This window comes from Amycolatopsis sp. NBC_00438 (assembly GCF_036026695.1).
In the GTDB taxonomy this organism is placed as follows: Bacteria; Actinomycetota; Actinomycetes; order Mycobacteriales; family Pseudonocardiaceae; genus Amycolatopsis.
In genome coordinates this window covers 10165450-10176920 of record NZ_CP107923.1, presented here as the reverse complement: position 1 = coordinate 10176920, position 11471 = coordinate 10165450, and the positions used below count along the sequence as shown (strand labels likewise).

At 71.4% G+C, this 11471-nt stretch carries 13 protein-coding genes; 3 read left to right on the top strand and 10 right to left on the bottom strand.

Going from position 1 to position 11471, the window contains the following annotated elements; translation table 11 throughout:
* Window position 1 precedes the first annotated feature (1 nt).
* A complete protein-coding gene (locus tag OG494_RS47140) occupies window positions 2-952 on the bottom strand; it encodes a methanogen output domain 1-containing protein (RefSeq protein ID WP_328450187.1) in 951 nt (316 codons plus the stop codon).
* Between the two features lie 162 nt (window positions 953-1114).
* Here OG494_RS47140 and OG494_RS47135 point away from each other — a divergent pair, with 162 nt between their 5' ends.
* Complete coding sequence (locus OG494_RS47135; protein ID WP_328450185.1) at window positions 1115-1477, top strand: STAS domain-containing protein; 363 nt, start codon at window positions 1115-1117, stop codon at window positions 1475-1477.
* Between the two features lie 81 nt (window positions 1478-1558).
* Window positions 1559-1843, top strand: a complete 285-nt coding sequence (locus OG494_RS47130; protein WP_328450183.1) for a hypothetical protein — start codon at window positions 1559-1561, stop codon at window positions 1841-1843.
* Between the two features lie 53 nt (window positions 1844-1896).
* Here the strand turns inward: OG494_RS47130 and OG494_RS47125 are convergent, their stop codons facing one another.
* Window positions 1897-2394: a hypothetical protein gene (locus OG494_RS47125; RefSeq protein WP_328450181.1), complete on the bottom strand. Its 498-nt coding sequence runs from the start codon at window positions 2392-2394 to the stop codon at window positions 1897-1899.
* A gap of 132 nt (window positions 2395-2526) precedes the next feature.
* Complete coding sequence (locus OG494_RS47120) at window positions 2527-3111, bottom strand: nitroreductase family protein (RefSeq protein WP_328450179.1); 585 nt, start codon at window positions 3109-3111, stop codon at window positions 2527-2529.
* Between the two features lie 126 nt (window positions 3112-3237).
* Here OG494_RS47120 and OG494_RS47115 point away from each other — a divergent pair, with 126 nt between their 5' ends.
* On the top strand, window positions 3238-3990 hold the full coding sequence (locus OG494_RS47115; RefSeq protein WP_328450177.1) for a HisA/HisF-related TIM barrel protein: 753 nt from the start codon (window positions 3238-3240) through the stop codon (window positions 3988-3990).
* A 46-nt stretch (window positions 3991-4036) separates the two neighbouring features.
* Here the strand turns inward: OG494_RS47115 and OG494_RS47110 are convergent, their stop codons facing one another.
* From OG494_RS47110 to OG494_RS47080, 7 genes are all read right to left on the bottom strand, one after another.
* Entirely contained in the window at window positions 4037-4978 is a 942-nt protein-coding gene (locus OG494_RS47110) for a hypothetical protein (RefSeq protein ID WP_328450175.1), read from the bottom strand.
* Between the two features lie 112 nt (window positions 4979-5090).
* On the bottom strand, window positions 5091-6404 hold the full coding sequence (locus tag OG494_RS47105) for a serine/threonine-protein kinase (protein ID WP_328450174.1): 1314 nt from the start codon (window positions 6402-6404) through the stop codon (window positions 5091-5093).
* Window positions 6405-6469: 65 nt separating this feature from the next.
* Window positions 6470-7456: a dTDP-glucose 4,6-dehydratase gene (rfbB, locus tag OG494_RS47100; protein WP_328450173.1), complete on the bottom strand. Its 987-nt coding sequence runs from the start codon at window positions 7454-7456 to the stop codon at window positions 6470-6472.
* Window positions 7457-7486: 30 nt separating this feature from the next.
* Window positions 7487-8515, bottom strand: coding sequence for a class I SAM-dependent methyltransferase (locus tag OG494_RS47095; protein ID WP_328450171.1), 1029 nt, complete (start codon window positions 8513-8515; stop codon window positions 7487-7489).
* Between the two features lies 1 nt (window position 8516).
* On the bottom strand, window positions 8517-9746 hold the full coding sequence (locus OG494_RS47090; RefSeq protein WP_328450169.1) for a class I SAM-dependent methyltransferase: 1230 nt from the start codon (window positions 9744-9746) through the stop codon (window positions 8517-8519).
* Window positions 9747-9779: 33 nt separating this feature from the next.
* The gene (locus tag OG494_RS47085; RefSeq protein WP_328450167.1) at window positions 9780-10775 is read right to left on the bottom strand and encodes a Gfo/Idh/MocA family protein; all 996 of its coding nucleotides are present in this window, start codon (window positions 10773-10775) and stop codon (window positions 9780-9782) included.
* A 49-nt stretch (window positions 10776-10824) separates the two neighbouring features.
* Window positions 10825-11448, bottom strand: a complete 624-nt coding sequence (locus OG494_RS47080; protein WP_328450165.1) for a dTDP-4-dehydrorhamnose 3,5-epimerase family protein — start codon at window positions 11446-11448, stop codon at window positions 10825-10827.
* Window positions 11449-11471 lie beyond the last annotated feature (23 nt).

Genomic DNA, 11471 nt, shown 5'->3' with positions numbered 1-11471 from the left:
CTCAGACCGTCGCGGCGTAGCGGTGGGCGTTCTCCGCTTTCGCCGCCGCCTCGCCGAGGTGGACGACCACCCGGCACTGGGGGTCGCCCATCGCGATGCGCTCCTCCAGCGTCACCGCCGACGAACCGACGTTGCGGGCCGCGATGCCGCCGAACACCGAGGACGTCATCCGGCACAGCGACGGCGACTGGCGCACCGCGGCGCCGAACGGGCAGTCGGAGTTGACGAAGACCAGCCGGTCGCCGGTGATCTCGACGACCTGGAACGTGCCGCCGATCGCCGCCTTCAGCCGCACCAGGCATTCGGCGATCTGCTCGGGGGTCAGCTGGGCCGCCCGCACGGCGATGGCGTCGCGGTACTCCTGCTCCATCTGACCGCCGATGTCGGCCGCGACCTGGGCGATCGCGCGCTGCGCCGCTGCCGGGCCCTGCTGCTGCTCGACGGCCGTCGACAGCTGCACGACCAGGGCGCGCAGGAAACTCTCCCGGCCGAAACCGCCCTCGGGACGGGCCTCGGACAAGGCGGGCAGCGGGCCGGCGCGGCGCGCGGGCGGATCGATCGACAGCTCCACCGGGCGGGCCACGGGCAGCACCGACCGCACGACCTTCCCTCCGGCGCGCTTCGCGGCCACGGCCAGCTCGGAGGAGAACTGCGACACGATCCACAGGCCACGCCCGCGGTACTGCTCCGCCGAGGGCGCTTCCCGCGGCAGCGCGAACGCCTCGCCCATGTCGTGCACTTCGAGCACGGGCCGGACTTCGGTCCACTGGAGCGACACCCAGATGTCGCCGCGGCCGTGGTCGTAGGCGTTCGCGAGCAGCTCCGCCACGATCAACGCGGCGTCGTCGATCTGCTCGGCCTGGCCGACGGCGTGCCGGGCGAGGTAGCCGGTGATCTCACGGCGCAGCAGCGACGCGGAGGCGCGGTCCTGCCGGTCAAGGAACCAATCCACGCCAGGACCTCCTCAGTCTCCGCTCCCATACCGTACGCGGCTTCCCGGCATCCGGAGCAGCGCCGCCGCCGGTCCCGGCTGCTACGGTCCTACCAAGACGGTTGAGACGCCAGCCGTGGTTGTGTCATGCGTGGTTCCACGCCGTCCCCGAGGAGTCCACCGGTGATCGAAGGCCCGCCCGCCCGCGTCAACTTCGCGCTCGAGCTGACGTCCACCGGCGCCGCGACGGTGCTCAAGGCGATCGGCGAAATCGACGCGTCGGTCTCCGGCGAGCTGCGCGACCGCCTGGCGGCGGCCATCGAGGCCGGTGCCCCGGTGCTCGCCGACCTGTCCGAAGTGACGTTCTGCGACTCCACCGGACTGACGGCGCTGATCCACGCCCACCGCGCCGCCGTCGCGGCCGGCACGAGGTTCGTCCTCGTCACGAAGCAGCGCGCGGTGCTCCGGCCGATCTCGCTGCTGGGGCTGGCCGAGATCCTGGAGATCCACCCGGACGTCGAAGCCGCCCGCACGGCCCTCGGCTGACCGTCACCGGCGCTCATCGGCCTTCCGGCGGCGTCACCGGCGCTCGAAGCCCGGCACGCGGTGGTGTGGCTCGGCGGCTTGGTGGCTCTCGCCCAATCGATCGTGTTCACCCTCCCCGTCGCCGTCGCGTCCTGGAAGCAGGAACCGTGGGCGCGGGATCTGGTCACCGACCACTTCCCCGCCATCATCGGGCTTCCGGCGGCGGCCCTGGCTTCGTTTTTGATCATCGCGGCGTTCGAAGCGCGGTTCGACAAGATCAAGATGAAGGTCGGGCAGCTCGTCGAGTTCAGCGGCGCGTCCGGCCCGATCGTGCTCTGGGTGCTGTGCTTCTGCGCGATGGCGTCGGGGATCAAGCTCGTCCGGTGAAGCCGGCCGCCCCCAGGTCGCGCCGCCGGGGGACACGGCGCGACCTGCGGGGTTCAGCGCACGGCCTTCACCGAGTTGATGTACGCGCTCGAGGGCGCCAGGAACGAGTACACGACGCCGATCAGCGCGGCGAGGACACTGACGTAGGTGACCCAGGTGCTCTGGCCGACCAGGACCGACAGCAGCTGGAGCGCGGTCAGGACCGTGAGCACGATGCGGGCCCAGTTGCGGCCGGCGCGGAGCTTGAAGGCGAACAGCAGGAACAGCAGGGCGATCACGACCGCGATCACCACGGCCACGACGAGGCCGATGGTGACCGCCGCGTCGATCTGGGCTTCGGTCAGGCCGGTGCCGTTCTGCCTGCTGGCGTCGCGGGTGGCGTTGGTGAGGTCGTCCCTGTTGCCGAAGACCAGGATGCCGCCGATCAGGCTGATCACCGTCGAGGCGATGAACGCCCAGAACGAGATCTCGATCGTGCGCGGGCGGGCGGGGGCGGCGGCGCTCGAAGCGGATGGGTCGGACGAAGCCGGATAACTCGGGTATTCGCTCATGGGATCAATTTGGCACGGCCGTTTGGCCCTCGCTAGCTGAATGCGAAAGGCCGACTCGACCGGCGCAACCGGACCCCGGAAAGCGACGGCGGCGACACGGGCCGCTACGAATTCCACGGTCGGAACCGGGCGTCAGCTCCAGCGGCCGCGGTGCACGACGTCGGCCGGCGGCTTCCGGCGCCGCTTGAACCGCTCCCGGTCGACCGGGACGGTCTCCGCCGGGTACCCGATGGCGATGGCGCCGATCGGTTCCTGGTCGTCGGGCACGCCGTACAGCGCACGGAACGGCGCCACCTGCTCGGGGACGATGCCGAAGTACAGCGCGCCCAGTCCTTCGTCGACGACGGTCTGCAGGATCAGCAGCGCCGCCATCCCGGTGTCGATGTGCCAGAACGGCACCGGCCACCGCGCTTCGTCGCGATCGGTCCAGCCCTTGTCCGGTTCGGCGTACCGGTCCAGGTACACCCGCTTGCACGACAGCGGCACGATCACCAGCGGCGCGCTGCGCACCGACTCCTGCACGGCGTCCAGGCCCACGGTCCAGAAAGGCCCGAGCGCCTCGCCTTCGAGCACCAGGAACGCCTGCCCCTGCGAAAACCCGGCGGACGGCCCGCGCGTCGCGTTGTCGAGGATGCGCTCCAGGCTCTCGGCGGGCACCGGCTCGGGGCCGAACTCCCGGACCATCCGCCGCCGTCGCACCACGTCTTGGAAATCCATGGTCGGAGACCCTAGCGAAACCGTTCGGGGAGGGGCGCTTTATTGGTCCAGACCAGGATGCGGCATCCTCGATCGTGGGCGCCGGCCGCCGCCGGTGTCGAAGTCGTCGATCTGACGAGGAGGATCGTGCACGACGCGAACCGACCGGCTGACGCCCCCGCCGGACAACCCTGGCTGGTGACCGGCGGGGTCTCCTTCACATCCCGGCTGATCGTCGGGATCGAGCAGTACTCCGACCCCCGGCTCGTCGCCGACGTCCTGGCCGCCGGCGGCTGCGACGTCTTCATCACCACCTACGACCCCGGCGGGAACCGGGCCAGCCTCCTGCTTTCCGACCTCGACGAGGCGATGGACCTCACCCGGTACGGCTGGATCGGGACGACCTCGTTCGCCTACTCGGCCGAGGAAGCCGTGGACACCGCGAAGAAGCTGCGCGACGCGTTCGGCATCGAGGTGATCAAGCTGGACGTCCGCACGCCGGGCAACCTGCCCGACGGCGAACCCACCGTCGCCGCGGCGGAAACCCTGGTCGACGCCGGGTTTTCCGTGCTGCCCTTCATCTGCCCGGACGTCGAGCTGGCGAACCGGCTCGTCGGCCTCGGTGCCGTGGCGTTGCGCGTGCTGGCGTCGCCGGTCGCCAGCGCGCAAGGTGTGCTCGACCCGGCCGCCGTGCGGGCGGTGATCGAAACCGTCGACGTCCCGGTCGTCGTCGAAGGCGGGCTCGGCACCCCCGGGCACGTCTCGGACGCGCTGGCGCTCGGCGCGGACGCGGTGCTCGTCAACACCGCGATCGCGATCGCACCGGACTGCCCCGCCACCGCGGCGGCCATGCGCCGCGCCGTCGACGCCGCCCGGCTGACCGAGCCGGCCGGCACCTGAGTCCACACTGGACGGCGTCCCGCCAGGCGCTGTCCACTGTGGACATTCAGTATTCCGCCGTGGTCCGGCGGGCCGTCACCAGCAGCAGCGCCACCGCGATGGCGACCAGCACCGACTGCTCGATGATCGCCACCACACCCTGGCCGATCGCGGTGTTGAGGCCGACCCAGCAGTACGTCAGCAGGGTTCCCGCCGCCGGCGCGAACGCCGGCGGGTTCAGGGCCCGCACGACCACGGCGGCCACTACGACCAGCGCCAGCATCAGCGCGGCCAGCAGCCACGGCGAGATCGACTCCCAGCGTTCCAGCAGCTGCACGCCCGTGCCGGCGACCAGGCCGACCGCGAACCCGGCCCAGTGGTTGCCCTTCGGCGCGTCGCGCGGCGGCTTGCGGAACCCGCGGATCGCCAGGACCACCAGCCCGATCACGATCAGCCCGGCCACGATCAGCTGGGCCGGCGCCGACATGAACGGCGCGGGCCCGACCAGCAGCGAGATCAGGAACTCGGCGGCGCAGCCGAGGACGAACACGACCGACCAGAACACCAGGCCGAGCTTGCCCAGCCACGGTTCGCGGCCGAACAGCGCCTCGGTGATCGCGATCGGCGTGCCCATGCTCCACACGACGTGCAGCGTCAGCACGTACACCGTCCACGGCGCGCCGATCCCCAGCGCCGGGATGTGCCCGGCGTCGAGCACGCGGATGCCGAGGTAGTCCGGGTTGAACAGCGACTGCGTCAGCAGGCCTTCTTCGAGCAGGCCGAAGGCGAGGCTCAGGGTGAGGATGGTCGGCCAGCCGCGGTTCAGGTGCCGGGCGGTCTCGCGGATGAGCAGCGCGGCACTGCCGTAGAAGGCGACGAACATGCCGAACTGGCCGAACTGCTGCCCGGGCCGCGGGGTGCCGCTGAGGTACTGGTCGCCGAGCAGGAACTCGGCGACGAACGGGGACAGTGCCACCAGGAGGAGGGCCGCAGCCAGACGTCGCGCCATGCCCCCATGCTCCCGGTAACCGTCCGGACGCGCTCGGCGATCCCGGCCTCCGACGGCCACGAGTTTCCGCGCACCCCCGTGACCCTCGCCACCCCCGGCCCGAACGCCCCGCTTACTTGGCGGCCCAGCCCGGCGGGACGGCTTTGCCGGTCGAGTGCGACTTCAGCGGGGTGTGGTGGCGGACCCCGCGGTGCGGGCCGCGGGTCGCGGTCGACGTCACCGTGGTCATCGACGGCGGCGGTGCCTGGACGTCGGCCACCGTGCCGCCGGACGGCGCTTTCCCGTCGCCGGGCGGGGAAACCGCGTCCGAACCGACCGGGGTGAGGATCACGACGGGCGAGGGCGGCGGCGCGGTCGACGTGGCCGGGATCCGGCCGGGGTCCGGGTAGGACGGCGAGTGCAGGCTGTCGGTCACCCGGCCGCTGCCGGTCACCAGCGCGACCAGCACCAGCCCGGCGGCCACCGGCGACAGGACGGCCGCCGCCACCACGCCCCGCTTGCGGCGGGACGCCGGCAGCGAAGGCGGTGTCACCAGGCCGGACGGCAACGGCTCGGACGACGAGGCCTCCGACAGCGCCCGCACGACCTCGGCGGCGGTCGGGCGCAGCGCCGGGTCGCGGGCCGTCATCAGGTGCAGCACCTGGGAGAACCCGTCCGGCAGGCCTTCCGGGATGCGCGGCTGCCGGCTCAGCCGGGCGAGCGCGGCCTCGACGCGCGGGCCGGCGTACTCGCGCTCGGCCGTGACGGCTTCGATGAGCACGAGCCCCAGCGCGTAGACGTCGGCGGGCGGCCCCACCGGCTCGCCGAGGACCTGCTCCGGCGCCATGTACGCGGCGGTCCCGGCGACCGACCCGACCGCCGTGACGCGCGTGGTGTCCAGGAGGTACGCGACGCCGAAGTCGGTGATCATCGCGCCGTCGTCGCCGAGCAGCACGTTGCCCGGCTTGAGATCGCGGTGGATGACGCCGCGCTCGTGCACGTGGGCCAGCGCGTCGGCCAGCCGCCGGGCCATGGCCACGATCTCGTCGAGGCCGAGCGGGCCGGTGAGCAGACGCTCGGAAAGGTCTTCGCCCTCGACGAGCTGCATCACGAGGTACGCGCGGCCGTCCTCCTCGCCGGCGTCGTGCAGGCCGACGACCCCCGGGTGGTCGAGGCCCTGCAGGATCGCCGTCTCCCGGGCGCGGCGGGGCCCGAGGGTGGCGGCGTTGCGGTGGAACAGCTTGACGGCGCACTCGGTGCCGGCGTCGCGGTCACGGGCGCGGTAGACGCGGGCCGTGCCGCCGCTGCCGAGCAGGTCGCCCAGCTCGTACCGGTCGCCGACGAGCGCGGGCGCGGTGCTCGTGTCGATCTCGGTCTCGGTTTCGGGCAGCGGCGCCAGGTGGTACCGCCGCTCGGTCACGAGGTCGTGCGACTCCGCACCCGCCATCGCCTCCGACCCCCCAGCACGCCGACCGAAGAAGCCAACATAGCCGACGCCGGCCCGAAACGTCTTCACCTTTCGGCGGCTCGTTCCTTCAACGGCTCCCACCAGGACCGGTTCCCGGTGTACCAGGCCACCGTCGCGGCCAGGCCCTCGTCGAACTTCACCTGCGGCGCGTACCCCAGCTCGGTGCTGATCTTCGTGATGTCGACCGAGTACCGGCGGTCGTGGCCCTTGCGGTCCTCGACCCGGCGCACCCGGTCCCAGCCGACGCCGGCCGCGTCCAGCAGCCGGCCGGTCAGGTCCAGGTTGCTCAGCTCGGTCCCGCCGCCGATGTTGTACACCTCGCCCGGCCGGCCCGCCTCGGCGACGAGCTGGATGCCCTGGCAGTGGTCGTCCACGTGCAGCCAGTCGCGCACGTTCATTCCGTCGCCGTAGAGCGGCACCTGCGCGCCGTCGAGCAGGTTGGTGACGAACAGCGGGACGACCTTCTCCGGGAACTGGTACGGCCCGTAGTTGTTCGAGCACCGCGTCACGCACACCGGCAGGCCGTGCGTGCGGAAGTACGCCCGCGCCAGCAGGTCCGACGACGCCTTCGACGCCGAGTACGGCGAGTTCGGCTCCAGCGGGTGCTCTTCCGGCCACGAACCGTCGTCGATCGAGCCGTACACCTCGTCGGTGGACACGTGCACGAACTTGCCGACCTCGGCGCGCAACGCCGCTTCGAGCAGCGTGTGCGTGCCGAGGACGTTCGTCAGCACGAAGTCGCCCGCCCCGGCGATCGACCGGTCCACATGGGACTCCGCGGCGAAGTGCACCACGAGGTCGACACCGCGCATCACGTCCGCTACGACCGAGGCATCACAGATGTCGCCTTCGACGAACGTCAGCCGTTCGCTGCCGGCCACCGGGGCGAGGTTCGCCCGGTTCCCGGCGTAGGTCAGCGAGTCGAGCACGGTCACCTCGGCGCCGTCGAGCGCCGGGTACGCCCCGGACAGCACCTGCCGGACGTAGTTCGAGCCGATGAAACCCGCTCCGCCGGTCACCAGGACCCGCATCGTTTTCCCCTTTCAGGCAAGCTCGGAAGATCAGCTCAGTTCGAAGATCACGGACGCGGCGGGCACCTCGACCGGCCGGGCGCGCAGCAGGCGCCAGCCGCTCTCGGCGAACACGCCGTCCCACTGCGCGAGCGTCGGCAGGTCGACGCCCATCAGGTCGTGCGCGGTCTCGAACCCCAGGGTGAACACGGGCTTCTCGCGGTCCGCCACGCCTTCGAGGCGCGCGGTGTCGCCGAGCAGGAACCGGCGCGCGTCCGGGAACGCCTCGCGCAGCATCCGCAGGGTCGCCACGCAGCGCTCCCGCGGCCAGAAGTCGTGCCCCATCATGAAGCACGTCAGCAGTTCGACGCCTTCGAAGCGCGGTGACGGCCGCAACGCGCGGACGTCCGCCTCGACGAACTCGAAGCCCAGTCCCTCGGCTTCGGTGTTCGACGCCGCCGAACGCAGCACCGCCGCCGCGATGTCGACGCCGACGCCGCGCACGCCCGGGAAGCGGCGGGCCAGGTCGATGAGCCGCCCGCCGCCGCCGCAGCCGAGGTCGGCCACCTTGGTCACCGGGAAGTCCAGGCCGGCCAGGGCTTCGGCGAACACCGGGTCGAACGCCTGCCGGTTGATGTCCCGGCAGGCGAATCCGATGGCCGCGGCGTCGCGCCGGAAGAAGTCGCCGGTGCGCTCGGAGTTGCGGACGATCCGCGGCATGTTCGCGAACAGCTCGCCGCAGCCGATCGTCAGCCAGTGGAAGAACGCCTTGGCCCGGACCACCTCGGCGAACTCCGGGCCGGCCACGACGACGTCACCCTCGCGCACCACGACGCCGACCGAGGCCAGCGCCGCGAACACGCTCCGGATCGACGGCTCGTGCAGGTCGCGCTGCGCGCAGAACTCCGGCACGTCGAGGGTGCCGCCGCCGTCGAGGACGTCGAGGGCGCCGGCCTCCCAGGCCGTGGCGACGGCGAACGCCGCCACGGCCGAGTTGAAGATGCCCGCCGCGCCGCCCGGGATCGGCTCCGGCGCCCAGTCGCCGATCCAGGAGACCGGGAACGTCGTGGTCTCGGTCATCTCAGACCAGCCGGACCGTCGGCACGTAGAGGATCCACTGGCCGCCGGCGTCGCGGAACGCCTGCTCCTTGGCCATGATCTCGTCGGCGTGGTTCCACGCGAACAGCAGCGCGTAGTCCGGGTAGGGGTCCGAGAACGCGGCGGCCGGCTTCACCGGGATGTGCGTGCCCGGGGTGAGGCGGTTCTGCTTGGCCGGCGTGGTGTCGCAGACGAACTCGACGAGGTCCGGGCCGAGGCCGCACAGGTTGGCGATGGTCGCGCTCTTCGCCGTGGCGCCGTAGGCGACGACGCGCTTGCCCTCGTCCTTCGCCTTGCGCAGCAGGGTGACGAGGTCTTCCTTGACCTGCAGCACCTTCGCGCCGAACGCCTCGAGCGTCGCCCGCTCGTGCAGCCCGGCGGCCTGCTCCTCGGCCAGCAGCTCGTGGACGGCCGCCGACGGCGTCCGGGAGCCGGCCGGCGCCAGCGTGTAGCGCACCTCGCCGCCGTGGACGTCGAGGCGGTGCGCGTCGACGAGCTCGAGGCCGTGGCGCTGCGCCATCTGCTGCACCGAACGCAGGGTGAAGAAGTAGAAGTGCTCGTCGTAGATCTGGTCGAATGACGTGCGCTTGACGATCTCGCCCAGGTACGGGTCCTCGAAAACGAACACGCCGCTCGGCTTCAGCAGCGCCTTGACGCCGTCGAGGATCGAGTCCATGTACGGGATGTGGCACAGGGTGTTGGCCGCGTAGATGACGTCGGCCGGGCCGTCCTCGGCGAGGATCTCGCGCGCCGTCGACTCCTCGAAGAACGACTTGCGCACGCGCACGCCCTTCGACGCCGCGACGTCGGCGACGCCACCGGAGGGCTCGACGCCCAGGTGCCGGATGCCGGAGTCGGCCAGCGTCTTGAGCATGATGCCGTCGTTGCAGCCCATCTCGACGGCGAACGGGTCGTCGCCGGTGAGCTCGGTGGCGATCAGGTGCTTGGCGAGGTCCTCGAAGTGTCCGCGCATCACCACGGAGCCCGAGGAGTAGTACGGGTACTCCTCGTGGAACATCGCCTCGCGGGGCACCTCCTCCATCAGCTGCACCATCGTGCAGCCGCCGCACAGGCCGACGGCGAGGCGGAAGAAGAACTCCTTCTCCGGGTCGGCGCCCGGCGCGACGAAGGCGTCGGAGAGCGGCTGGCGCCCGAAGTCGAAGAACTCTTCGACCGTGCCGCCGCAGATCCGGCACTCAGCAGTGTTCGACATGCTCACAATCTCCCTCTTGGGTATGGGAAAGTTTCAGATCCAGACGTTGCGGGCGACCCGCTGCACCTGCTCGATCAAGGCGGCCTGTTCGAGCGTCCCGTCGTGTTCCTCCCGCAGCGGCGCCTTGGTGGCGACCGCTTCGACGAAGGCCCGGATCGCCCCGGCGAACTGGTGGTCGGCCGCCAGCACCACCTCTTCGCGGTGGTCCTGCCGTTCGATCCGCAGCACCGGCCGGTGCGTCTCCGGCAGGGTGAACGCCCAGTCCAGCGACAGCCGCCCGGTGCTGCCGGAAAGGGCGTAGCTGTTCTGGTAGGAGTGCTCCATGCCGAAGGTCAGCTGGGCCGGCACGCCTTCGGGCGACGCGAGCAGCACGCTGCCCGACATCACGACGTCGAGCGCGCGGTCGCGGCGGAACACCGCGCCGGCCACCGACAGGTCCCGGCCCAGCAGGTGCTGGGCCGCGCGGATCGGGTAACCGCCGAAGTCGAGGAACGCGCCGCCGCCGACGTCCGGCTGGTAGCGGATGTCCCCCGGCGGCTTCGGCGGGATCGTGAACGCGCTGTGGAAGCCGCGCAGGTCCCCGATCGCGCCGTCGGCGAGCAGCTTGCGCACCGCCGCGTGCTGGGAGTGGTAGAGGAACATGTAGTTCTCGAGCAGCACCAGGCCGCGCTCGCGGGCCAGGTCGAGCAGCCGCGCCGACTCCTTGCAGCCGTCGGTCATCGGCTTCTCCACCAGCACGTGCTTGCCGGCTTCGAGGCACCGTTCGATCCACTCCGCGTGCAGCATCAGCGGCAGCGGGATGTAGACGGCGTCGACGTCCTCGTGCTCGGCCACCGCCTGGTAGCCGGCGTAGGGCGTGCCGCCGAAGCGGTCGGTGAACTTCCGGGCCCGCTCGCCGTCGCGGCTGGCGATCGCGACGACGTCGATCGCCGGGTCGGTCTCCATCGCCGGCAGCGTCCGCCGCCAGGCGATGTCCGCGCACCCGATCACCCCGAAGCGCAGCCGCTGGGCCGGTTGGTAACTCGTCATCGGCAGAAACTCCGCTGCTCGTCGGGATGGGGGGAGGTCGGTGGGCTCGTCAGGAAGCGTGCGCCGCGGGGGCGCCCGCCCCCAGTGCCGCGTAGTGCGCGAGGCACTCCTCGTAGGTCGGCAGCAGCCCTTCGGACTCCGCCTCCTTGAGGCCGACGCCGTTCGCGTCCTTTTCGGACATGATCGGCGGCCCGGTCAGCTCCCACGGGATGCCGATGTCCGGGTCCATCGGGTTGAGCACGAGCATGGTGCCCGGCACGTAGTTCTGCGAGCACAGGTAGTTCATGCACGCGTCGTCGGTCAGGGCGTGGAAGGCGTGGCCCAGCCCGTCGGCCAGGTAGACCGCCGTGCCGGAGTCCTCGTCCTGGTAGGTGACGTCGTAGACGCCGAACGTCGGCGAGCCGACGCGCAGGTCCACCACGACATCCATCACCGCGCCGCGCACGCACGTGACCAGTTTCGCCTGGCCCGGCGGGAGCGTGGTGCCGTGGATGCCGCGCACGGTGTCGCGGCGGCTCGTGGAGTAGTTCACCTGGTTGACCACGAACGGGTAGCCGATCAGGTCCGAGAGCGCGTCCGCGCGGAACGCCTCGTGGAACCGGCCCCGCTGGTCCGGGAACTGCTCCGGGAACAGCCTGAAGGCATTCGGGACCTTGGTCTCTTCGATCCGCATTCCGCCCGGCATAGCTACCAGCT

Coding starts and splice junctions, on each gene's coding strand:
- OG494_RS47080 (WP_328450165.1), bottom strand. CDS start 11,448: ATGCGGATCGAAGAGACCAAGGTCCCGAATGCCTTCAGGCTGTTCCCG.
- OG494_RS47090 (WP_328450169.1), bottom strand. CDS start 9,746: ATGTCGAACACTGCTGAGTGCCGGATCTGCGGCGGCACGGTCGAAGAG.
- OG494_RS47095 (WP_328450171.1), bottom strand. CDS start 8,515: ATGACCGAGACCACGACGTTCCCGGTCTCCTGGATCGGCGACTGGGCG.
- OG494_RS47125 (WP_328450181.1), bottom strand. CDS start 2,394: ATGAGCGAATACCCGAGTTATCCGGCTTCGTCCGACCCATCCGCTTCG.
- OG494_RS47120 (WP_328450179.1), bottom strand. CDS start 3,111: ATGGATTTCCAAGACGTGGTGCGACGGCGGCGGATGGTCCGGGAGTTC.
- OG494_RS47085 (WP_328450167.1), bottom strand. CDS start 10,775: ATGACGAGTTACCAACCGGCCCAGCGGCTGCGCTTCGGGGTGATCGGG.
- OG494_RS47105 (WP_328450174.1), bottom strand. CDS start 6,404: ATGGCGGGTGCGGAGTCGCACGACCTCGTGACCGAGCGGCGGTACCAC.
- OG494_RS47110 (WP_328450175.1), bottom strand. CDS start 4,978: ATGGCGCGACGTCTGGCTGCGGCCCTCCTCCTGGTGGCACTGTCCCCG.
- rfbB (WP_328450173.1), bottom strand. CDS start 7,456: ATGCGGGTCCTGGTGACCGGCGGAGCGGGTTTCATCGGCTCGAACTAC.